Genomic DNA, 22,660 nt, shown 5'->3' on the forward strand with positions numbered 1-22,660 from the left:
TGCCTTTGCGCGTCAGCCGGGCTCGGGATTATCGGCGTTCGGCGTCGGCCGGGCTCGTGCCGGTAGATCCTGCGTCTGCGTTTTGAGGGCGCCCGGCTGGCTGCAAGCGAGCTGAACGGGCATTGCCCTGCCGTCCGCAAGAAGGACTGCCCGGCCCGGGGGCGGATTGGGTTCCAGCTCGAACCTAATGCCAAAGAGGTCTCCGTCCATCGGGCTCCGCGGCGCGATGAGGATCCCGCTCCCATGATTGCGTGCGGCCATGGCGAGGGGGACTCGCTGCATCAGGGCCTGCCCAAAGCCCGCGGACAGAACGACGGCCCAGCCGAGGGTGTTCAGTTCGAGAAGCTGCTGGTTCGTGGAGACGGACAGCAGATCCGCGTCGTCGACGAGCAGGACCGCATCCCTGGCCAGACGTCCTTGGACCGCTTCCCGGTGGATTTGTGCCCAGAAGTCTGCTGCGCTGGCATCCGGGTCCGGGTCCGGGTGCAGGTCCGGGTGCAGCCAGCCCGCCGCCGATGGGTTCAGGGCGGGAAGAGCACCCAGCAACGAGGTCTTGCCAGTCCCCACGCCGCCCACAACGGCGAGGACGCCGCCGGCGGGCAGGCGGACCGCGACGGGGGTCAGCTCATCGCCGCCCACACCGATGTACAGCCGTGGGTTTCGGTGGCCACGTTCATCCGCCGCGTCCGCCGGATGGAGAGTGTCCGGAGCAGGCACGGCTTGTGTTCGACCGATCAGCATGAGGAGATTCGCCAGCGGAACCTGAGTAGGCAAGGGTTCCACTCTGAAAGGAATGCTGCGTAACGGAGCCTGGGCCGCTCCGGCGATGCTGCCCTGGCCATCGCCGGCATGGAACTGGCACACCGCAGGGTGGCTGCCGGACAAGGACCCGAAGGCCACGGCGCGGCCGGCGACCGCCGGAACTTCGGACATTTTGGGCCACGCGAACCGGCTCTCTTCGCTGGTACCCCTAGGAAAGTACACGCGGTTGGGAACGGCGGAGATGAAACGCGAGGTAACCAGTTCACGGTCTCCCGAAATGAGGACGGTGATGGCGGCGCGGTGTCCGTCGCGCACAATGTCCTGGACCAGCTCTTCGGCCCACGTCAGCGGACCGGCGCGCATGGCGGAAACCCAGGAACCCCACCCTGAAATCGCGAGGACCAGGGGAGTGGCCTGCGCCGCTGCCGCCCCGCTAAGCCGGCGGGACATCTCACTGCCCAGCCGTTCCAGCACTCGGACTCCACGGCGCAGTTCGTGGAGGCCGACGACGGCCCCGGCCCGGCTCGAGGAAACCAGGCCGGACAGGGAGCCGTCGGCGTCCAGGACGTAGAGGTGGGATTCTGCCGGCTGCGTCGCCAGCTGCCCCAGAGCCAGCGTCATCGCGTCGGTCGCATCGCCTGAAGTGCCGCCGATCAAAGCGAGGTGGCCGTCGATTGCAGGGCGCCACCAGAGCGTGGCGACCCTCTGTTCGTGGGGCAGGTCAAGCCAGCCGAGCTCCACGCAGCAGCCATCATCTTGCCTACCGGAGGAAGCCGGCGGCGCGGATGAGGCCGAACGGACGTCTGCCGGGGAAGGGCCGAATGCAGTGTCACTTCCTGTTCGGGGGCGGCGCGGGAAGGTGGGTGCATCCGGCAGTGGTGGAGCGACCGGGCGGCGGACGGTGCCGCCCGCCGCTGTCCACAGCGACGCTGTCAACTCGATCAGGGGCCTGACGGCGGCTGCCGGCGTGAGCGGCGCGGGGCCGCGACGGTCAGCGGTACGGGATGCCGTCCTCCCGAGTTCATCGCTGGTGCGGCGCACAATGACCCTGCCCTGCCGAAGGCCCGGGGATGGGGAAAGGGAGAGCGCTGCCCCCTGGAACTCTTCCGGGGCCTGTGTTCCCCGAGCAAGGTAGGCCCGGCCTGGTGCTTCTACGGAAATCGTGGCAGCAGCGCTGATTCCTATGACGTCAGCCGACTCGTGGGCGGACTGGACACGGAGGGCAATGCTGGTGGTGACGTTGGCGCGGATGTCAGCGTTGAGCGCACCCTGCGGACGCTGGGTAGCCATAATCAGATGGACGCCCAAGGACCGGCCGATGGTGGCGATCCGCATCAGTTCGTTCAGGCTCTCCGGCGCGTCTTCCACCAGCATCCTGAACTCATCGATGATAAGGACCAGCTGAGGGAGAGGAGGTAGGCCAGGTGTTCCGGACAGTCGATAAGCGCGGAGGTCCGGTGCCTGGACTCTCGCGAGGAGTTGCTCCCGGTAGCGGACTTCCGCGCGCAGCGACGCCATGGTGCGGTCAAGTTCGCTCCTCGTAAGGTCCGTAAGCATGCCCACGCAGTGGGGGAGTGCGGTCATGGGGCCCAGTCCTGACCCGCCCTTGAAGTCGAAAAAGAGGAGGTTGACGCGGTCCGGCGGATAGCTGAGGGCCAGTGCCACAGTGAGGCTCCGCAGCAGCTCTGACTTGCCGGAGCCGGTGGTGCCTGCCACGAGCACATGCGGACCGTCAGCCTCAAGATCCAGCAGCCGGGGACCGCCGGCGCCAAGTCCGATGGGGATGGCAAGGCCCGGCGCGAGTCTTCCTCTGGCCCAGCGCCGCGCTGTGGCGTCGGTTGACGGGTCAAGGAGGTCACTAAGCGGACATGCCGCCGGAACTGAGGGACGGGCAGCCGGGGCGCCGCCCCTGCCTTTTACGAACTGCCTGCAGTATCGGTCGAAGACGTCAGGGGGCACCAGATCGGCGACGAAGGGTTGGATTGCGCCACGGGACCGAAACCAGGCCTGGCGTTCACCCAGTTCAATGTCGGTGGCTGAAGGTCCGCCTCCGGAACCCGTGAACCTGATGACGCGCCAGCCGCGACGCCGTGCGGTCTCAGCTACCCTGTCCTGGCACTTTGTCCCAGTGACCAACAGGATTCCTGCAGCTCCTCCGTCGAGGCGGGAACCGGCAAGGACCACCTCGATCTCGCCGGCGGCCGCATGCAACGTGACGGCCGGAAGATACCTGGCCGCCAGGGGCAGGGCTGCGACCGGCCCGCAGACCGCAATCTGAGTTCCCCGGGCCTGCGGATATCCGCCGAGCTGCATGAGAAACGAGCGCATCAAGCCGAGGACGTCCGTGTCCGATCCCCGAATCGAGACGACCGGGATCCCCGGGTCCAGCAGGAGTGGAACACGTCCAAGCGGCGGCGGCCGGAACTGCGGATCGTCGGGCTCCAGGCGGACGTTTGCTAACTGTTCGGCCAGCCCGAGCCGGAGCCAGACGCCGGCGGCGTCCGGGATCTCATCGTGTTTTCCCGAACCTGAGGCGTCCAAAGCCAGCTGGGCAGCCGACGGAGCTGACCGCCGTCGTCGTTCCTTGTCCGTTGCCGACGCTGCTGCAACGGCCGACCGCATTTCGCGCCGGTGCCTCCGGCCCGTGATCAAGGGGACCAAAAGTGTCACTGCCGAGACTGCTGTGAACGCCAGAAACATCCACATACCGGTCAACAGAGCGAGTCCGACCCCGGCAAGAAGGGGGAGCCCGGCGCTGAGAAACAATGTGGTCCGGTTTTCCTGCCGCGCCGGCCGCGGCACCGTCAAAGGCTCTGCCACCGACAGCCCAGCGGCGCTGAATCCGGAGCTCCGGGAGCCAGAACTGCTGGCCACCACAATGGACATGGTGGAATTTCCGCAGCGGATGAGCGAACCGGTCGAGATAACGGCATTCCTGACGCGTGTGCCGTCCACTTCAGTCCCGTTCGCGCTGTCGAGATCCTCAATCGTCAGGGCCGTGTCCGAGACATCGATCCGTGCGTGTTCCCGGGACAGGTCCGCATCCGGGATCGTCAGCTCCGTGTCGGTCCGCCCAATCCGGTAGCTTCCCCGTCGCAGTGGAAGCACCGTTCCGGCGCCCGGGCCGCTGTGAACGGCCAACAGCAGGACTGCTGGGACCTCCTCGGGTGTCCGCCTCCGTGGTCTTCGGGCCTCAACGGCCCCATCGACCAGGACCGCGCCATTGACAAGGGGAACCTGTCCAACGGTCAGGGCCGTGAGCGGCAGGCCGTCTACCGTCAGCATCCGGGTCGCAAACCCGAGGGAAAGTTCATGGTCCAGTTCGGATCCCGGGCATCCGTCCCCGGCCGAAACCGTCAGTTCCACGGGTGCGTCGGCCAGCCCGGATCCGGGTCCGCGGACCAGAGTGCAGTGCAGGGTCACCGGCCGGCTCTCCGTTCTTGAGGGCAACTTGGGACCACGCTAATGCGGCTGCCGCAGGAACCGCCCTGATGAATGTGCGTATGTGGATAACCAGCCACGCCTGGCCGGGCGACCGCCTGAACCCCTGTGGCGGTCCTTAGCCGAGTCGGCGTTCCGTCAGGTCAGCGGATAGTGTTAAGGCAAAACCGGGGGGTCGCCGTGTGGCTCCTCCCTGCCAGTCATGAGAAAGGCATCAGAATCGTGAAGATTGCTGTAATTGCGTTGGGGAAAATCGGGCTGCCGCTGGCGGTCCAGTTTGCTTCCAAAGGCCATGACGTTGTCGGCGTCGATGTAAATCAGCAGGTCGTTGACCTCATTAACGCCGGAACCGAACCGTTCCCCGGTGAGGCCCACCTGCAGGAGAAACTCTCTGAACTCGTGCCGGCAGGCAAGCTCCGCGCCACCACCGACTACGCCGAAGCTGTCCCCGGCGCCGATGCTGTGGTGCTCGTGGTGCCGCTGTTCGTCGACGCGGAAGCAAAGCCTGACTTTGGCTGGATGGACAGCGCAACGGCTGAACTGGCCAAGCACCTGACCCCGGGCACCCTCGTCTCCTACGAAACAACCCTCCCGGTCGGGATCACCCGCACACGGTGGAAGCCTGCGCTCGAGGCGGGCTCCGGCCTCGTCGAGGGCACGGATTTCCACCTCGTCTTTTCCCCCGAGCGTGTCCTGACCGGCCGCGTGTTCGAGGACCTGCGCAAGTACCCCAAGCTCGTCGGCGGTCTGTCCGCGGCGGGTGCGGCCAAGGCCGTCGCGTTCTACGAGGCCGTCCTGGACTTCGATGAGCGTCCTGACCTCCGCCGTCCAAACGGCGTCTGGGACCTCGGCTCGGCGGAGGCCTCCGAGCTGGCGAAGCTGGCCGAGACCACGTACCGCGACGTCAACATCGGGCTCGCCAACCAGTTTGCCCGCTTCGCGGCCACAGCCGGCATCGACATCTACCAGGTCATCGAAGCATCCAACTCCCAGCCATACAGCCACATCCACCAGCCGGGCATCGCGGTAGGCGGCCACTGCATCCCGGTGTACCCGCGCCTTTACCTCTGGAACGACCCGGAGGCCACCGTGGTGCGGGCCGCCCGTGCTGCCAATGCCGACATGCCCGACTACACCGTGGGCCTCCTTGAAGGCGCCTACGGCGACCTGACCGGCGCCCGGGTTGTCGTTTTGGGCGCGGCCTACCGCGGCGGCGTCAAGGAGACGGCGTTCTCCGGTGTCTTCGATGCCGTGGCTTCCCTCGAGAAGCGCGGCGCTGCCGTGTCGGTTCATGACCCCCTGTACACGGATGCGGAACTGGACAAGCTCGGCTTCGCGGCCTACCACGTCGGCGAGCCCGTTGATGCAGCCGTCGTCCAGGCAGACCACGCCGAGTACCGGGAACTGACACCCGCGGACCTGCCCGGCATCAAGGCCTTCATCGACGGCCGCCGCGTGAGCTCTGCTGACCGCTGGGACGGGGTCACCTACCGCGTCATTGGCAAGGCCTGACACTGACTTGCTGCTGCGGCCCTGCCGGGCCTCAGCGTCAGCACCTTTTGAAAGGAACCAAACTATGACGACGACCATTGCTCCGAGCGCTGATGTTTCGGATCAGGCCATCCTCGGCGACGGCACGAAGGTATGGCACCTTGCCCAGGTCCGCGAGCAGGCGAATCTTGGTGAAAACTGCATCGTAGGGCGCGGTGCCTACGTCGGCACCGGTGTGCAGATCGGCGCCAACACGAAGATCCAGAACTACGCCCTGGTCTACGAACCCGCACGGCTGGGCAAGGGCGTTTTCATCGGACCGGCGGTGGTGCTGACCAACGACACCTACCCGCGGTCGGTCAGCCCTGACGGCTCGCTTAAGAGCGCCCACGACTGGACGCCGGTGGGCGTGACCATAGAAGACGGCGCCTCGATCGGTGCCCGCGCCGTGTGCGTGGCCCCCCTGACAGTCGGCCGCTGGGCGACGGTGGCGGCCGGTGCCGTCGTCACCAAGGATGTTCCCGCGTTCGCCCTCGTGGCGGGCGTTCCGGCCCGCCGACTCGGTTGGGTCGGCAAGGCCGGCCAACCGCTGCGGCAGGAGGGCGACTTCTGGGTCTGCCCCGCCACCGGCGCCAAGTACATTGAAGACGGAAATTCCCTGAAAGAATCTGAGGAGAACGCATGAGCTACGACTTTATCCCCGCCGCGAAGCCGATCATCGGCGACGACGAGCGGGCCGCCGTCGACGCTGTTCTGGCCACCGGCATGCTCGCCCAGGGCACGCAGGTCGCGGAGTTTGAGAAGGAATTTTCTGCGGTCCTTCTCGATGGCCGTTCCTCGGTAGCCGTCAACTCAGGCACCTCCGGGCTCCACCTGGGGCTCCTGGCCTCCGGGGTTGGCGCCGGCGATGAAGTCATCGTTCCCTCGTTCACCTTTGCCGCGACCGGCAACTCTGTTGCGCTCACGGGTGCCACTCCGGTGTTCGCCGACATCGAACTGGACCACTACACGCTCGACGTTGACCACGTTGCCTCGCTCATCACGGACAAGACCAAGGGCATCATGCCCGTCCACCTGTACGGCCACCCGTTCGACGTCGAGGGCTTCACCAAACTTGCCGCCGAGCGTGGCATCGACCTGTACGAGGACGCGGCCCAGGCTCACGGCGCCAGCTTTAACGGCCAGATGGTGGGAACGTTCGGCAAATTTGCCATGTTCAGCCTTTACCCCACCAAGAACATGACCTCCGGTGAGGGCGGCATGGTCTCCACCCCCGACGCAACGGTCGAACGGAACCTGCGCCTCCTGCGGAACCAGGGCATGGAAAAGCAGTACGAAAACGAACTTATCGGCTTCAATGCCCGGATGACTGACCTGCACGCCTCCATCGGACGGGTCCAGCTCAAGAAGGTCCTGGGTTGGACTGAACAGCGCCAGCAGAACGCTGCTTTCCTCACCGAGAACCTGCAGGGTGTTGGCACGCCCAAGGTCGCCGAGGGCGCATCCCACGTTTACCACCAGTACACGATCCGGGTCACCGAGGACCGCGACGGACTGGCCAAGGCCCTGCGCGAGGAGTACAACATCGGTACCGGCGTGTACTACCCGGTCCCGAACCACCGCCTCCCGTCGTTCAACCGCACGGAAGACCTGCCCAACACTGAAACCGCGGCCAAGGAAGTACTCTCCCTGCCGGTGCACCCCTCATTGGGTCAGGGTGACCTGGAACGCATCGTCACGGCGGTCAACAAGCTTGTCCAGGCAGGTGCCTGATGGCAAACCTTCGCGTTGGCCTGATCGGGCTGGGCATGATGGGCCGTCACCATGCCCGCGTGGTGCGGGAACTCGACGGCGTCGACCTCGTGGCTGTCGCGGACTCCTTCGGGGATCCTCACGGTGTCGCAGGCCAGCTGGACTTGCTCTCTTCCGTTGAGGAACTCATTGCAGCCGGCATCGACATGGCCGTCGTGGCCGTTCCCACCGGCCTGCACGAGGAAGTAGGGCTGGCTCTGGCCGAGGCCGGCGTCCACACGCTCGTTGAAAAGCCCATCGCCGACAGCGCCGAGGCCGGGCAGCGTCTCGTCGACGCCTTCGCGGCAAAGGGCCTCGTGGGGGCTGTTGGCCACATCGAGCGGTTCAACCCTGCCCTGCAGTCGCTGCGCAAGCGCATTGAAGCCGGCGAGCTCGGCGATGTCTACCAGATTGCGACCCGGCGTCAGGGGCCGTTCCCCGCCCGGATCGCCGACGTCGGCGTGGTCAAGGACCTTGGCACGCACGACATCGACCTCACAGCCTGGCTCGCGCAGAGCCGGTTCGAGTCGATTTTCGCCCGCACCACCACCCGCAGCGGCCGTCCGCATGAGGACATGGTCGCGGCCACCGGGCAGCTCAGGAACGGCGTCATCACCAACCACCTGGTCAACTGGCTCTCCCCGATGAAGGAGCGCCTGACCATTGTCACCGGTGAGAAGGGCGCCTTCGTGGCTGACACCATCACCGCCGACCTGACGTTCTTCGAAAACGGCACGGTTGCCACAGAATGGGAGTCCATGGCGGCGTTCCGCGGAGTCTCCGAAGGCAACGTCACGCGCCTCGCCATCGCCAAGCCCGAGCCGCTGCGGACCGAACACGAAGCCTTCCGCGACGCCGTCCTTGGCCTGCGCAGTGACGTGGTCACCATGCAGGAGGGGCTGGATACCCTCAGGGTTGCCGAGGCAGTCCTGGAGTCCGCAACGAGCCGGCAGATCGTGAAGATTGCCAATTCGTGACTGCTAAGAAACCCCCGAAGGTCGCCGTAGCCTCACGCCTCTTCACCCCGGAGGTGGGGGCGGCATCCTTCAGGCTGCAGGCGCTGGTGGATGGCCTGAGGGCAAACGGCGCGGAAGTCAGCGTCGTGACCACCAGGCCGCCCAAGGGCTCCCCGGCCTTCAGCCCGCAGTACAGGCTTTCCCGCTGGCCGGTGCTGCGGGATGCCGGCGGCAACGTGCGCGGCTATGTCCAGTACATGAGTTTCGACGTGCCGGCCTTCTTTCGGCTGCTTTTCACCAATGCCGACGTCGTCGTGTCCGAACCGCCCCCCACGACAGGCGTGGTGGTTGCCCTGAGTTCGGCGCTGCGACGTCGTCCGTTCGTCTACTACGCGGCGGATGTCTGGACCGAGGCCCTGTCAGCAACGGATGTTCCGGGCGTCGTCATCCGGGTGATGCGCGCGGCCGAGGGCTTTGCACTGCGCAGGGCCGCCAAGGTGATTGCGATCTCGGACGCCGTGGCCGAAAAGGTCCGGCAGTTCGGCGTCCACGCGGACCGCGTGGCCGTCGTCGGGAACGGCATCGACACTTCGGTCTTCGGGCCGGCCGGGGATTCAGCGGAAACCCAGGCACCGTATTTCGTCTACACGGGGACCATGTCGGAGTGGCAGGGCGCGGACGTCTTTATCCGGGCGCTGCCTGCCGTTCTGGCTGAGCACCCGGGTGCGGGCATCCGGTTCTTCGGCCAGGGTTCCGATGAGCCGCATCTCAGGGAACTCGCCGCGGAAACCGTTCCCGGACACGTGCACTTCGGCGGGGTCATTCCTCCGGCGGAGGCGGCGCAGTGGATCCGCGGCGCTGCGGCAGCCCTGGTCAGCATCAAGCCGGGCCAGGGCTACGACTTCGCGAAGCCGACCAAAATCTACGCCGCCGCCGGATGCGGCACCCCCGTGGTCTTCGCTGGCGCCGGAGAGGGCGCTGCCCTGGTTGCGGACAACGGACTGGGTGAAGCGCCAGGTTACGACGTCGACAGTGTCGCCGGGGCCATGCTCCGCGTGCTGGCCGCTGAATACTCAGGAAATGACGACGGCGGCCGGGCCGCCAGAGCGGGCTGGGTGCAGCAGCACGCCTCGCTGGAAACCTCGGGGCAGCATGCCGCGCAGGAAGTCCTTGCGACCGTGGGGGACTGAGAACAGCGGGGACTGAGGATACGGTCCGGGCACGAGGAGAAAGTGCACCTCGGTGGAGCAGCCAGGTGCAGCAATTTCGCCCTGCTGCACCCGCTCGGTCTGTCCCGGACAGGCACTCTGCAGGAGCCCCGGAATGCGGGACAATTTTTAACTTCGGGTAGTCTAGACCCGGCAGATAGGGCTGTCTAACCCTGCCACCAAAGAACACAGGAGAGTTGTGAACGCTGATCTCGTCGTAGTCGGTTCAGGTTTTTTTGGCCTGACAATCGCGGAACGCGCCGCCACGGAGCTTGGGCTTAAGGTTGCAGTCCTGGACCGCCGTCACCATATCGGTGGCAATGCATACAGCGAAAATGAACCCAAGACCGGCATTGAGGTCCACCGCTACGGCGCCCACCTCTTCCACACCTCGAACGAACGGGTCTGGGAGTACGTGAACCGCTTCACGGCCTTCACCAACTACCAGCACAAGGTGTACACCAGCCATAAGGGCGAGGTGTACCAGATGCCCATCAACCTTGGCACCATTAACCAGTTTTTCCGCGCGTCCATGGGACCCGCGGAAGCCAGGGCGCTGATCCAGGAGCAGGCAGGGGAGCTTGCGGGCACTGATCCGCAGAACCTGAACGACAAGGGCATCCAGCTGATCGGCCGGCCCCTCTATGAGGCGTTCATCAAGTACTACACCGGCAAGCAGTGGCAGACGGACCCCAAGGACCTGCCGGCGGAGATCATTTCCCGCCTTCCCGTCCGCTACAACTACGACAACCGCTACTTCAACGACTCGTATGAAGGTCTCCCGGTTGACGGCTACACGGCGTGGATCGAGCGCATGGCCGATCACCCGAACATCGAGGTTCACCTCAACACTGATTTCTTCGACGGCGGGGAATTCGGCCAGGCGTCTGTGCGTGGCCAGGTCCCCGTCATTTACACGGGACCGGTGGACCGGTACTTCAACTACGCCGAAGGTGACCTCTCCTGGCGCACCATCGACCTTGAGGAAGAGGTCCTGCCCGTGGAGGACTTCCAGGGCTGCGCAGTGATGAACTACCCGGACGAGGAAGTCCCCTACACACGAATCCACGAATTCCGGCACTTCCACCCCGAACGCGACTACACCAAGGACGCCACGGTGATCATGCGGGAGTTCTCCCGTTTTGCGGAGAAGGGCGACGAACCCTATTACCCGGTGAACACCGCCGTCGACCGTTCGAAGCTGCTGGCCTACCGGGACCTGGCCCGCGGTGAAGATTCCGTGCTGTTCGGCGGACGGCTGGGGACGTACAAGTACCTCGACATGCACATGGCCATTGGATCGGCCCTGAGCATGTTTGACAACAAGATCAAGCCGCACTTCAGCGGCGGTGCGAAGCTGGAAAGCGGAGGAGTAGACGCATGAGCGTAGCGACAGAGTTCCGGCAGGGAGCCGAATCGGCCACAGACGATACCGTCTGGAAGACAGTCCACCGGGTGGTTTTCCCGGTCGACGGCGACACGGACACCCTGCCCCTGTACGTTGACTTCGATGCCGCGCGCCGTGTCGTCGACAGCCAGGAGTCGATCTCCAAGCGCGGCGGAGCCACGCCTATCGCCACTCAGCGCAGCCAGGTCCGTTCGGACTTCATCCTCGGCCGCCGCCGGCTGTCGCTGCCGGCCCACCGCAGGGTCTCGTTTGGAACGTACTTCAACGCATTCCCCGCCAGCTACTGGCGAGCCCACACGGACGTGCAGAAAGTCCGGCTCAGCATTGAGGTGGATGCCGAGGCAACGGTCATTGTGTACAAGTCCAGCCCCCGCGGAAGTTCCAACCGCGTTCAAAGCATGCATGTCACGGGAGGGGCCACCGCGACGTGTGAACTGTCGCTGACCACCTTCGCCGACGGCGGCTGGTACTGGTTCGACCTCGTCGCCCACGGCGACGACGTGACCCTGCAGCAGGCTGACTGGGCGGTTCCGGAACCGGAAGGCTTCAGCCCTGGCACGCTTTCCATCGCGGTCACCACGTTCAACCGTCCGGATTACTGCGTCAAGCACCTGCGGACGTTCGCCGAATCAGAAGACCTGCTCGCGGTCATGGACCGGCTCATCGTCACCGACCAGGGTAACCAGAAGGTCAGGGACGAGCAGGGCTTCGAGGAAGCCGCCGCTGTGCTCGGCGACAAGTTCAAGCTGATTGAACAGGGAAACCTTGGAGGCTCCGGCGGGTTCGCCCGCGGAATGCACGAGTCAGTACAGGACGGCCAGAGCAAGTATGTGATGCTCCTGGATGATGACGTCGTGGTGGAGACCGAGGGCGTGCTGCGTGCCGTCAACTTTGCAGACTTCACGCGGAGCGCCACCATTGTGGGCGGCCACATGTTCAACCTGTTTGAGCGATCGGTGATCCACAACTTTGGTGAAGGCATCAACGAGTACCGGTTCCAGTACGAACCGATCGGCGAGGGGCAGATAGCCCACGACTTCGCTGCCAGCAACCTCCGGACCACGCCCTGGATGCACCGGCGGATCGACGTCGACTACAACGGCTGGTGGATGTGCCTGATCCCGACCTCGATCATCAAGGAGATCGGGCTCGCCCTCCCCGTCTTCATCAAGTGGGACGACGTCGAATACGGCATCCGCGCCAAGGCCAACGGATACACCACCGTGAGCCTGCCCGGAGCAGCCGTGTGGCATATGCCGTGGACGGAGAAGGACGACACCATTGACTGGCAGGCGTACTTCCACCAGCGGAACCGGTGGGTGGCGGCCTTGCTGTACTCACAGTACGAGAAGGGCGGACGGCTGCCGGTCGAAAGCTTCCTGCAGGACGTCCGCCACCTGCTCTCGCTGCAGTACTCGGCCGTGGAGCTCCGCAACCGCGCCCTCCAGGACCTGCTCGACGGGCCTTCGCACCTGCACCGGACCATCGGCGGCAAGCTTCCGGAAATCCGCCAGGTCCGTTCGGGCTTCCCGGACGCCCAGGTCACCAAGGACATCACCGAGTTCCCCGCCGTCAAGCGCGTGCACCTGCCCAAGTTCGGCATGGTCCCGACGCGGCCCAAGAACATCGTTCAGACAGTGTCCAGTGCGCTTTCCGGTGCTGTTCGCCAGCTGCGAGCCGTAAACCCGGAGGCCTCCCGGCACCCCGAAGCAGTCGTGCCTGCGGCAGACGCGCGCTGGTGGCGGCTGTCGCACCTGGACTCGGCCATCGTCTCTGCTTCCGACGGAACCGGCGCATCCTGGTACCGCCGGGACAACGTCCGTTTCCGCAAGCAGCTGCTGCGGAGCATGACGCTGCACGCAAGGGTCCTGGCGCGCTGGGACGAACTCTCGGCGGCATACAAGGGTGGACTCAGTGAGTTCACGTCACCCGAAGCCTGGACGAAGACCTTTGAGTCCATGTCCGACTCCAGCCCTGAACAGCAGAAGCCCAATAAGTGACGAACGGACGTACATCCCCGACACGCCAGGGCGCTGACCGTGCCCTGGTCGTTCCGGGAACCGGGAACGGCCTTGCCGACGTTTTCCGGTCCAGGTTCCTTCTGAAACTCCTGGTCCGCAAGGAGCTCAGGATCCGCTACCGCGGATCCGTCCTCGGACTGCTCTGGACCTACGTCAAGCCTGGCGTGCAGTTTGTTGCCTTCTACCTGGCGCTGGGCGTTTTCCTTGGCCTCGAGCAGAGCCCGACAAACAGGGGCGGCTTGCCGAATTACGCCGTCTACCTGTTCTCCGGGATCATCATGGTGAACTTCTTCACGGAGTCCCTGAGCACTGCCACCCGCTCGATCGTCAACAACAGTGGCCTGATCAACAAGATCTACCTGCCCCGCGAGCTGTTTCCGGTCTCGTCGGTTTGGGTGTCGGCGGTGCATTTCCTGCCGCAGGCGTTCGTGCTGGTGGTCGCTTGCCTGTTCAGTGGGTGGCGGCCGGGCCTTCTCGAGGCGTACACAGCCGTTGCGGGGTTCCTGATCATTGCCCTCCTCGCCACGGGCCTGGGGCTCTTTTTCGGGGCCGTGAACGTCTATTTCCGGGACTCGGAGAATTTCGTCGACCTGCTGCTGATGGTTGCCACCTGGGTTTCGCCTGTGCTGTATTCCTGGCGGATGGTCCAGGCCAAGGCGGGGGACTTCTGGTTCTCCGTGTACCAGCTCAACCCCATCACGATCGCCGTCGAGTCGTTTCACCACGCGTTCTGGCTTCCCACCACGGCGGGGGCGGAGGGCAGCCCGCCCAACCTGGTCACCGTCTGGATCCCGGTGGGCCTGCTCGTGTCCCTGCTCATTCTGTTCCTCGGCCAGTGGACCTTCCGCAGGCTCGAAGGCCGTTTCGCGCAGGAGCTGTGACATGACCACCGCCATAGAAATACGCAACATCAACAAGCAGTTTGTCCTGCGCCACACCAGATCACTCAAGGAAGCACTCGTGTGGCTGATCCGGGGACGCAAGGGCGACCTCTCCAAGAAGTTCCATGCCCTCAGGGACCTTTCGATCGACGTCGAACACGGTGAGACAGTGGCGCTCCTGGGCCTCAACGGTTCCGGCAAATCGACGCTGCTCAAGCACATTTCCGGGGTCATGCTGCCCGATTCGGGCACAGTCCGCACCGGTGGCCGGGTGGCAGGGCTGATTGAGGTAGGTGCGGGATTCCATCCTGACCTGTCAGGACGGGACAACGTCTACCTGAACGGCGCGATCCTCGGCATGACGGAAGCGCAGATCAAGGAAAAGTTCGAGTCGATTGTTGAGTTTGCCGAGATTGGCGAATTCATCGACACCGAAGTGAAGTTCTATTCCTCCGGCATGTACCTTCGGCTGGCGTTTTCCGTTGCAGTCCACACGGACCCGGACGTGTTCCTCGTTGACGAGATCCTGGCCGTAGGCGACGAGCCGTTCCAGAAGAAGTGCCTTGCGAAGATCAAGGAGCTGGCCGCCGCGGGGAAGACCCTGATTGTCGTCAGCCATGACCTGGATCTGGTGTCCCACGTCTGCGAACGCGGAGTGATGCTTGAACATGGCTCGGTGGTCATGGACGGCCCCGTTGACGAAGTCATCAGCAGGCTCCGGAACCGATAGATCCGGGTCAGGACCGCCAGCCGAGGCCCATGCTTGGCCGGCCGGGAACTGACCCACCGTTTTTCTGCGGACCGGACGAATTCGGACGGACCGTGTACCTACATAACCCAATCTTGGAGGAAATGTGTCCTGGCTGACGTCGCTGCCGGCCCTGTTCATCGCGGTAGCAGTGGTGCTCCTCCCGGGCGCAGCCCTGGGATGGGCGCTGGGCTTCCGGCGGACCAGCCTTCTCGGTTTTGCACCGGCCCTGTCGCTGTCCATTGCGGGCATCGGCGCTATTCTCGCCCCGTTTGTCCACGTGGGCTGGAGCATCTGGGTTGTTATTGCGACCACCCTGGTGGCTTCCGCCGCTGCATGGGCCATCATGCGGACGCGCTGGGCCCGACCCCGCCGGACGCCGACGGATGATACCCAGGAAAAGTGGACCGTGCTGGCAACGGTAGCGATTGGTATTGCTGCCGGCGCCTTTCTGATTGCGCGCCGGTACGTCCAGCTGGTCGGGGTTCCGGACAACATTTCCCAGCGCTATGACAATGTCTTTCATTTGAACGCTGTCCGCTTCGTGCTGGACACGGGCAACGCCTCCACGTTGAACCTGGGAAGCATGGCAGGGGGAACAGGAGGTCTGTCCTCGGTGTACCCCGCCGTGTGGCACTCGCTGGCCGCACTCGTGACCCAGTTGACGGGCGCATCCGTGCCGGTATCAGTCAATGCGGTGAATCTGGTGGCCTCGGCGGTGATCTGGCCAATATCGGTGGTGTTCCTGACGCGGGTGGTTCTTGGACCGCGGCCGATCGGCCTGCTGGCGGCCGGCGTCATATCGGCCGGGTTCCTTGCCTTCCCCTACCTCCTGCTCGTGTGGGGACCGCTGTTCCCCAACCTGCTCTCGGTCGCTGTGTTGCCGGCCGGTGTTGCCGCAGTGGTCCTTGTCTGCCGGCTGGCGCCCACGTTGCAGGACGTCCCGGTCCGAAGCTGGCTCGTACTCGTGCTTGCACTTCCCGGACTGGCGCTGTCCCACATGAGCGCCATCAACGCACTGCTTGCCTTCAGCGTCCCCATCGTGCTGTGGAGGCTGGCACTGCACGTCCGGACGATGGTCCGCGCCAAGGCTTCTCCTGGGAGGTTCGCCGTCACCGCAGTGGCAACGGCAGCCGGGATTGCACTTGCACTGGTCATCTGGGACAAACTCAGGCCGGCAGCCTACAACGGCTGGACCGCCCATCAGACGGTGGCCGGAGCCATTGGTGAAGTCGTCGCGAATGCGCCGATGAAAACCGACGTTACCGTGGCGATCTCCATTCTGGCTTTGATCGGACTGGCCCGAATCGTCCGCCAGCGGTCCCAGTTCTGGCTGTTTGGCTGCTTTTTCGTCGCTGGATTCCTCTACGTTGTGGACGCCGGTTTCGAGGCGGGGTGGGCCAGGGCATTCTTCACGGGAACCTGGTACCAGGACACGTACCGGCTGGCCGCGTACGTGCCCATCTTCAGCGTCGTGCTCGCTGCCCTGGGTGTCCTGGTCCTTGCGGACTGGGCCACGGGAGCTTTCGAGCGCCTGACGCCGCGGCTGCGGGGGAGCGCCCTGATGAAGGGCCGCGGAGCCCTTCTTCCCGGCCTCGCCGGCATGGTCATCGCCTGCGTGGTTCTCGCCTGGGCCACCCAGACCGGCCCCGTCCGCGACTATGTCGCGTCCAACCATATTTTCTATGAGCGCGACACCAAGGATTCGATCCTTTCCTCGGACGAGTACAAGCTGCTGGCCCGTATCGATTCCCGGGTTCCGGAGGATGCTGTCATCGCAGTCAACCCCTGGAACGGCGGGGCGCTGGCCTATGCATTTGCGGACCGGAAGGTCCTTGAGTTCCACATGGGTCAGCGGGAATCAAAGAGTGAACGTGTCATCGCGGACTCGCTCTCCAAGGCGGACTCGTCGCCGGCTGTGTGCGATGCCGTGCGGGAGACGAAGGTTTCGTACGCGCTCGACTTCGGCAAGCAGTACCTGTTGAACCATCCGTCCAGCCGCACGTTCCCGGGACTGCAGGACCTGGATGCCTCCAAGGCCGTGGAACTGGTGGACCAGGAGGGAGCGGCCAAGCTGTTCAAAGTGGTGGCCTGCGACCCGGCCACCGCCGCCAAATAGCTTTCTACCGCAAGCGGGACCAGAACCCACGCGAAAGGCCTCCGGAGAGGCAGCCTGTCAGCTGCCGTTCCGAAGGCCTTTTCCATGGGTGGGGCCCAGGGAACCTAGCTGCCGAACGCCTCGATCAGCGCCGCGACCGTACGCTCGGCGGCGTGGCCGTCGCCGTAGGGCGTGGCGTCGGTTGCGGGCGGCGCGGGACGGCGGACAGTGTCTGCCAGGATGCTTAGGTCCTCGCTGACCAGGACGTTCCAGCCCAGTTCGACCGTCTCCACCCATTCAGTTTCCGGACGGATGGTGGTGCAGGGGGTGCGGAGCAGGAAGGCTTCCTTCTGGAGTCCGCCGGAATCGGTGATCACGCCGGCGCTGTTCCGGACGGCATGGACCAGCTGCGGGTAGGCCAGCGGTGCAGCAACCCGGACGGAACCCTGCTCCAGATCGAGGCCGTGCTTGGCCGCCAGGCTGACGAGCCGCGGGTGGGCCAGCACGAAGACCGGCTTTTCCAAGCTGGCCAGGGACTCGATGATGGCTCCCAGTCGCTCAGGAGAATCGGTGTTGTCGGGCCGGTGGATGGTGCAGACGTAGTATTCGCCCGGCGCCGCATCGACGGGCAGGGGCTGCTCGGTGGCGTCGAGCATGTCGCGGACCTTGAAAAGCACGTCGGTCATGACGTCGCCGACAAGTACCGTCCGCTCCGCGAGGCCTTCCGTGGCGAGGTGCTTCACCGCCACCTCGGTGGGTGCAAGCAGGAGGTCAGCGCTGTGGTCCGTCAGGACGCGGTTGTGCTCTTCCGGCATCCGGCGGTTGAAGGACCGGAGCCCGGCCTCCAGGTGGGCAACGGGGATGTGCATCTTGATGGCCGCGATGGCCGCCGCGAGGGTTGAGTTGGTGTCGCCATAAACCAGGACACAGTCCGGGGCTGACTCCTCAAGGATGCCTTCCAGGCCGTGCAGCATGGCACCTGTCTGGGCACCGTGCTTGCCGGAGCCGACGCCAAGATTGAAATCCGGTGCCGGGATGCCGAGATCGCGGAAGAACACATCGCTCATGAGCTCGTCATAGTGCTGGCCCGTGTGGGCGATCAGGTGTTCGGCCTGTCCGGCCATCGCCGCCGCTATCGGTGCAAGTTTCACAAACTGGGGACGTGCGCCAACGACGCTGAGAATTCGCATGGATTCAAGTTTAGAGGCAGGCCGTCCATATTTCCGCCCGCGTGGGCTCCGGGCGGGCACCGGGACCCGCATCGGCGTCGGCCCGGCCACCGGTTCCGACGGCGGCTGCGGCCATCAGGAAACCCTGAAGACGCCCGCTTTCGCCCGGAGGCGTTCAGCCAGATAGTGCCTCACGACAGAGTCGCGTGACAGGACAGCCAGCGGCTTGGCGGTGACAAGATCGCCGCTTCTGCCGGCATTCCTGTGATGTTCGACGGCGGCACGCAGTGCCGGTACATCCGCCGCCTTTGCGGCGGCACGGGCCAGGTCAGCGTCGCGGCGGCTCAGCGCTGGCAGTGACCCGCCTGCGAAAGCCAGCAGCCGGTCGGAGACGTCAGCCCAATAGCTGCGTTCAGCGTCGTCCCACAAAGCCCTGCCTTGAGCGTCAGCCGCCGCTAAGCCCCGCCGGACCAGGGCGCCGATGCCATGGACGCGCAGGATTTTCAACGCCACGGCCCGGCGCTCGGAAACGGTCGCGGCGCGGAGCCAACCCGAGGTGAGGAGACGCTCGAGCCAGCGGAATTCATCTGCCAACGGGCTAATGGAGCTGGTAACGCGGCCGGCCCCGGAGTCATCGGTCTGGTGGTACGCGGCCGCTCCGTAGGGGTAGCAGACGGCGCCGGCGCGGAACCACAGCTTGAGGGTGGCTTCGATGTCTTCGCCGGTGCGCAGGCCTTCGGCATACCGGAACCCGACTGCTGACAGGGCAGAGCGCCGCAGCAGGCCGTAGGGAACACTTCGGTACGCGAGGCCGTCCTTAAGCGGATCCAAAACCGCCGGCTTGGAGGGCCGGATCCGGGGAGACGGAAGGATGGTGCCCTCAGGGGTGCGCAATGGCGCGATGACGGCGGAAGCGCCAGCGGCCTGCGCTGCCTTCCACCAGGCCGCCAGCGATCCGGGCTCAAGGTAGTCGTCGGAATCGAGGAAGCAGAGGTACGTTGCCGTGCTTTCGTCCAAGGCGAGGTTGCGGGGACCGGCAGGGGAGGGGATGCCGTCGTCGCACCGCAGCCAGGTGACGCCGTCGGAAGCAATGCCTTCCTGGGTCAGGTCGGGGGCGCCGGCCCCTCCAATGTTGTGCAGCACAACCGTCGTCCCCAGGGCCACCCCGAGCTCCGCAAGCCCCGGAGCCTGGTCGAGCACGGACCGGACCGCGCGAACGAACGGCCGCTCCAGATCATGGACAGGGATGACTACTTCGATGCTCTGGCTCATGGGGGTGCGTGCTCCTCGGCAGGGTTTCATGGGTCCCGCGATAACCTTACTGGGTGGACAACGAAATACAGGACTCAGTGCTGCTCGACCTGGTGATCGCCGTACATACCCCCGACCGGCCCGTGGGGCGCGCCGTTGCGTCGCTGGTCGACGGCGGTCTGCCCACGGCTCCCGGTGCGCAGCGGCGGCTGCGGATCAACGTGGTTTGCCACAACACGGATGTGGATCCGATCCGAAAGCGTGTGGCTCCCGAACACCGTGGCCTCGTGCGCTTTCACCACTACGTGGACGGCATCAAGAGCCCCGCGGGCCCCTTCAACCACGGCATCGCCGAATCATCCGGCACGTGGGTGGCCATCATGGGCAGCGATGATTCCGTCGAGCCGGGCGCGCTGGCACGGTGGGTTGAAGCTGCTGAGCGCGACCACGCCGACGTGCTGATAGCACCCATGGGCCACGCCGGCGGTGGTCCCATTCGCACGCCTGTGGTGAGGCGCACCCGCCACGCCCGGCTCGATCCAGTGGCCGACCGCCTGACGTACCGGACAGCGCCGCTCGGACTGTTGCGGCTTTCGCTCGTGCGCCGGCTGGGACTCACATTTCCGACCCGCTACGCCACCGGCGAGGACCAGTCGTTTTCGGCGAAGCTGTGGTTTTCGGGCGCGAACATCAGCTACGGCCGCGGCCTCCCGCGATACCTGGTGCACGCCGACGCCGCCCTCCGTGTCACACACACCCCGCGCCCCGTGGCAGAGGACTTGGCATTCGCAACCGACTTGGTCACGTCCGGATGGTTCGAGGATTTGCCTCACCGGGCCAGGGAAGCAATTGTCACGAAGATCATCAGGGTGCACATCTTTGGGCACGTCCTGCTGCGTGCCGAGGCCGGAACCTGGAGTTCGGCCGATGCCGCCGAGATGGCGCGCGAATTGCAGAAACTGCTGTTCCGGGCACCGCACGCTGCGCGACCGCTCTCACTCGCGGACAGAAGACTGCTCGACGCCGTGGCCCGCGAAGAGGCGGACGTGGCCTTGATGAAGGCGCTGGCATTGGCCCGGCGCCGGTTTGCGAGCCCGCAGACCTGGCTGCCGCGCAGCCTGTCGCAGGCCCTGCATCCCGAGGCGCCACTGAGGTTCATGAGCGCCTCGGCGCTGGTCTAGCGCGTCACGCCGGGATGAGCACGGCTTCCACGCTCCGGCGCCCCCTGAAAACTCTCCGATTCCGTCGAAAGAACACATGAAGATCCTTGTAGTCGCAACGTGGTACCCCCATGACGAAAATCCCACCGAGGCGCCGTTTAACTCCGAGCACGTGGAAGCCATCCGGGGACGCGGACACGAGGTCCGCGTGATCCACGTCCGGCTCGGCACCACCCTCGCCATGCCGCGGCAATCTTCCGGCCTGTGGGAAGGCACGCCCGTGCGGCGGGTGGCGGCGGACCCGAAACGGCCGTCTACCGTCCTGGCTGCCAGCCGGACGCTGGCCAAGGAAATGGCCTGGGCTGACGTGGTCCACACCATGGCGTTCTCCTCGATCCTCGTCACGATGATGCCGTGGGCCGCACGCGCGCTGACGGGGCGCCGGCCAGCATGGGTCCATACAGAGCACTGGAACGGCGTCGTGAACCCGGCCAGTGTCTCGCCCCTCTGGGCCAAGCTGGCCTGGGTGCGCGGCGTCCTGCGTTTGCCCCACGTCGTCACCGGTGTGACCGGGCAGCTCACGCGCGAAATGCAGCGGTTTGCGCGCCCGCACGCCGCCGTCGTGGTGCCGTGCGTGGTCAAAGCCCGCGGCGCCGTCGTCCCTTCCTCCTTCGGTACGCCGCTCCGCCTCGCTGCCGTGGGCGGGCTCATTGCCCGCAAGCGGCCGCTGGAAGCGGTGCGGGCCATTGCCTGGCTGCGCGACCACCGCACGGACGCGCACCTGACGTGGGTGGGTGAAGGCCCGCTTCGCGGAGAATGTGAGGCGCTGATTGCGAGGCTCGGGCTTCAGGGCCAGGTGACGTTGACAGGCTCGGTGAAGCCCGCTGAAGTTGCCGACCAACTATCTGGCGCCGACCTCTTCTTTCTTCCCACTGCCCAGGAAAACTTCTTCACTTCGGCCGCAGAGGCACTGGCGGCGGGCCGCGCTGTCGTGGCCACCCGGGTGGGCGGCTTCAGCGACTACGCCGACGGCTCCAACAGCAGACTGGTCGACGACGTGTCTCCTGAGACGCTGGGACGAGCCGTCCTGGATGCCCGGGACGCATTCAAGGATGTGCCTGCCGGAGACATCGCCGGTCCCATCCGCGAACGGTTTTCGCCGGAGGCAGTGGGGGAGCTCTTCGACCGCGCATATACGGCTGCTCTGGCCCGTGCCTGAGGCCACGGGCGTTACAAGCATCATTGCACACACTCTCGGAGGGGAACTGTGAAGTCGGAACCCAAGGTTCTTCAGTTCAATGACTGCGCCTTTGTGGCGCGGAACATGGTCCGCGCTGCGGCGCGCGCGGGCATCAGCTGGGACTACCTGCCGCCGGAGCAGGTCCGTCCGATGACAGTGGCGCCGAAGAATCCGCTGCTGGCCAAGGCCCGGTTCATCCCGTACGCTGCACGGCGGGCCGTCAAGCTCCGGGCAGCCGACGTCGTGCACGTGCACTACGGCACGAGCGTCAGGCTGATTAAGGAACGCGGAATGCCGCGGCGCCCGTACGTCCTCACCCTGCATGGAACCGACATCAGAAGGCAGTGGAAGGATCCAAGCTTCCACGATGAGATCCAGCGTGCCATCGATGGCGCGGCACACGTCTTTTACGCGAACGCCGACAACGAGCACGACGCACACGCGGCCCGTCCGGACTCGGAATTCCTTCCGTCCCTGGTTGATGTGGCCGGATTGCCGTCGTGGTCGCCTGTGGGACCACCCACAGTGCTGTTTATCTCACGCTGGGACGACGACAAGGGCGTGACCCAGCAGCTGGGCCTGGCGGAGGAGCTATGCCGGGCCCTTCAAGGCAAGGCTGAGGTCGTTGGCCTTAACTGGGGCCCCGGGGCATCGCAGGCTCAGCGGCTCGGCGTCACCATGTTGGACAAGCTGCCGCAGCAGGAGTATTACGAGAAGCTCAGCCGCGCCTGGGTGGGAGTGGGGCAGGCTTCAAATTACTTCTCCACCAGCGAATTCGAAGCCCTGTGCATCGGCCTGCCGGTGGCTGCCCTCGGAAGCCGCCTGCCGCGACCCGACGACGGCACGGTTCCCCCCGTGATGGAGGGGAACGTCGACGAAGTTGTCGAGCAGATCGTCGGAACGCTCGCCGACCCGCACGCCCAGTCAGCGCGGCTGGATGGCCGCGGGTGGGCTGTGCCCAGATACGATGCCGGCAGATACGTGCCCATGCTGGATGCGCTCTACCGCCGGGTTTCCGGCTGAGGCAACCGCTGA

General features: G+C 65.4%; 16 protein-coding genes. 13 read left to right on the forward strand and 3 right to left on the reverse strand.

All coding sequences use genetic code 11. The annotated features are described in order from the left end of the window. Positions 1-12: 12 nt before the first annotated feature. Entirely contained in the window at positions 13-4,185 is a 4,173-nt protein-coding gene (locus tag AC1DD3_RS01005) for an FtsK/SpoIIIE domain-containing protein (protein ID WP_476880770.1), read from the reverse strand. A 240-nt stretch (positions 4,186-4,425) separates the two neighbouring features. Here AC1DD3_RS01005 and AC1DD3_RS01010 point away from each other — a divergent pair, with 240 nt between their 5' ends. The 10 genes from AC1DD3_RS01010 (at position 4,426) to AC1DD3_RS01055 (ending at position 16,826) form a co-directional block, all read left to right on the forward strand. Continuing rightward, on the forward strand, positions 4,426-5,715 hold the full coding sequence (locus AC1DD3_RS01010) for a nucleotide sugar dehydrogenase (protein ID WP_230116997.1): 1,290 nt from the start codon (positions 4,426-4,428) through the stop codon (positions 5,713-5,715). Positions 5,716-5,779: 64 nt separating this feature from the next. Further along, on the forward strand, positions 5,780-6,379 hold the full coding sequence (locus AC1DD3_RS01015; protein ID WP_230116996.1) for an acyltransferase: 600 nt from the start codon (positions 5,780-5,782) through the stop codon (positions 6,377-6,379). Further along, positions 6,376-7,467, forward strand: a complete 1,092-nt coding sequence (locus AC1DD3_RS01020; protein ID WP_230116995.1) for a DegT/DnrJ/EryC1/StrS family aminotransferase — start codon at positions 6,376-6,378, stop codon at positions 7,465-7,467. Before AC1DD3_RS01015 ends, AC1DD3_RS01020 begins: the two co-directional genes overlap by 4 nt. Then, positions 7,467-8,462, forward strand: coding sequence for a Gfo/Idh/MocA family protein (locus AC1DD3_RS01025; protein ID WP_230116994.1), 996 nt, complete (start codon positions 7,467-7,469; stop codon positions 8,460-8,462). Before AC1DD3_RS01020 ends, AC1DD3_RS01025 begins: the two co-directional genes overlap by 1 nt. Further along, the gene (locus tag AC1DD3_RS01030; protein WP_476880771.1) at positions 8,459-9,631 is read left to right on the forward strand and encodes a glycosyltransferase family 4 protein; all 1,173 of its coding nucleotides are present in this window, start codon (positions 8,459-8,461) and stop codon (positions 9,629-9,631) included. The genes AC1DD3_RS01025 and AC1DD3_RS01030 overlap by 4 nt, the downstream gene beginning before the upstream one ends. Positions 9,632-9,848: 217 nt before the next feature. Further along, positions 9,849-11,033 carry a UDP-galactopyranose mutase gene (glf, locus tag AC1DD3_RS01035; protein WP_230116991.1) on the forward strand — a complete coding sequence of 395 codons (1,185 nt, stop codon included), beginning with the start codon at positions 9,849-9,851 and terminating at the stop codon, positions 11,031-11,033. Then, positions 11,030-13,057, forward strand: coding sequence for a glycosyltransferase (locus tag AC1DD3_RS01040; RefSeq protein ID WP_476880772.1), 2,028 nt, complete (start codon positions 11,030-11,032; stop codon positions 13,055-13,057). Before glf ends, AC1DD3_RS01040 begins: the two co-directional genes overlap by 4 nt. Next, entirely contained in the window at positions 13,054-13,959 is a 906-nt protein-coding gene (locus AC1DD3_RS01045) for an ABC transporter permease (RefSeq protein ID WP_230116989.1), read from the forward strand. Before AC1DD3_RS01040 ends, AC1DD3_RS01045 begins: the two co-directional genes overlap by 4 nt. Before the next feature lies 1 nt (position 13,960). Then, positions 13,961-14,689 (forward strand): ABC transporter ATP-binding protein, encoded by a 729-nt coding sequence (locus tag AC1DD3_RS01050; RefSeq protein WP_476880773.1) that lies wholly within the window; start codon positions 13,961-13,963, stop codon positions 14,687-14,689. A gap of 124 nt (positions 14,690-14,813) precedes the next feature. After that, positions 14,814-16,826: a DUF6541 family protein gene (locus AC1DD3_RS01055; RefSeq protein ID WP_476880774.1), complete on the forward strand. Its 2,013-nt coding sequence runs from the start codon at positions 14,814-14,816 to the stop codon at positions 16,824-16,826. A 104-nt stretch (positions 16,827-16,930) separates the two neighbouring features. On the opposite strand, the gene wecB is transcribed toward AC1DD3_RS01055, so the two are convergent. Then, positions 16,931-17,995, reverse strand: a complete 1,065-nt coding sequence (gene wecB, locus AC1DD3_RS01060; RefSeq protein ID WP_476874629.1) for a non-hydrolyzing UDP-N-acetylglucosamine 2-epimerase — start codon at positions 17,993-17,995, stop codon at positions 16,931-16,933. 114 nt (positions 17,996-18,109) lie between these two features. Beyond that, entirely contained in the window at positions 18,110-19,246 is a 1,137-nt protein-coding gene (locus AC1DD3_RS01065) for a glycosyltransferase family 2 protein (protein ID WP_476880775.1), read from the reverse strand. Positions 19,247-19,299: 53 nt separating this feature from the next. Here AC1DD3_RS01065 and AC1DD3_RS01070 point away from each other — a divergent pair, with 53 nt between their 5' ends. The 3 genes from AC1DD3_RS01070 (at position 19,300) to AC1DD3_RS01080 (ending at position 22,648) form a co-directional block, all read left to right on the forward strand. Next, entirely contained in the window at positions 19,300-20,406 is a 1,107-nt protein-coding gene (locus AC1DD3_RS01070) for a glycosyltransferase family A protein (protein WP_476880776.1), read from the forward strand. A gap of 76 nt (positions 20,407-20,482) precedes the next feature. Further along, positions 20,483-21,604 (forward strand): glycosyltransferase, encoded by a 1,122-nt coding sequence (locus tag AC1DD3_RS01075; protein ID WP_476880777.1) that lies wholly within the window; start codon positions 20,483-20,485, stop codon positions 21,602-21,604. A gap of 48 nt (positions 21,605-21,652) precedes the next feature. Then, on the forward strand, positions 21,653-22,648 hold the full coding sequence (locus tag AC1DD3_RS01080) for a glycosyltransferase family protein (RefSeq protein ID WP_476880778.1): 996 nt from the start codon (positions 21,653-21,655) through the stop codon (positions 22,646-22,648). Positions 22,649-22,660: the final 12 nt, after the last annotated feature.

The sequence above is a fragment of the Arthrobacter sp. 05T444 genome, assembly GCF_056395905.1.

What these genes read in the sequence shown, in the direction of transcription:
- AC1DD3_RS01015 (WP_230116996.1), top strand. Translation starts at nt 5,780, where the DNA reads ATGACGACGACCATTGCTCCGAGCGCTGATGTTTCGGATCAGGCCATC.
- AC1DD3_RS01020 (WP_230116995.1), top strand. Translation starts at nt 6,376, where the DNA reads ATGAGCTACGACTTTATCCCCGCCGCGAAGCCGATCATCGGCGACGAC.
- AC1DD3_RS01025 (WP_230116994.1), top strand. Translation starts at nt 7,467, where the DNA reads ATGGCAAACCTTCGCGTTGGCCTGATCGGGCTGGGCATGATGGGCCGT.
- AC1DD3_RS01040 (WP_476880772.1), top strand. Translation starts at nt 11,030, where the DNA reads ATGAGCGTAGCGACAGAGTTCCGGCAGGGAGCCGAATCGGCCACAGAC.
- AC1DD3_RS01050 (WP_476880773.1), top strand. Translation starts at nt 13,961, where the DNA reads ATGACCACCGCCATAGAAATACGCAACATCAACAAGCAGTTTGTCCTG.
- wecB (WP_476874629.1), bottom strand. Translation starts at nt 17,995, where the DNA reads ATGCGAATTCTCAGCGTCGTTGGCGCACGTCCCCAGTTTGTGAAACTT.
- AC1DD3_RS01065 (WP_476880775.1), bottom strand. Translation starts at nt 19,246, where the DNA reads ATGAGCCAGAGCATCGAAGTAGTCATCCCTGTCCATGATCTGGAGCGG.
- AC1DD3_RS01075 (WP_476880777.1), top strand. Translation starts at nt 20,483, where the DNA reads ATGAAGATCCTTGTAGTCGCAACGTGGTACCCCCATGACGAAAATCCC.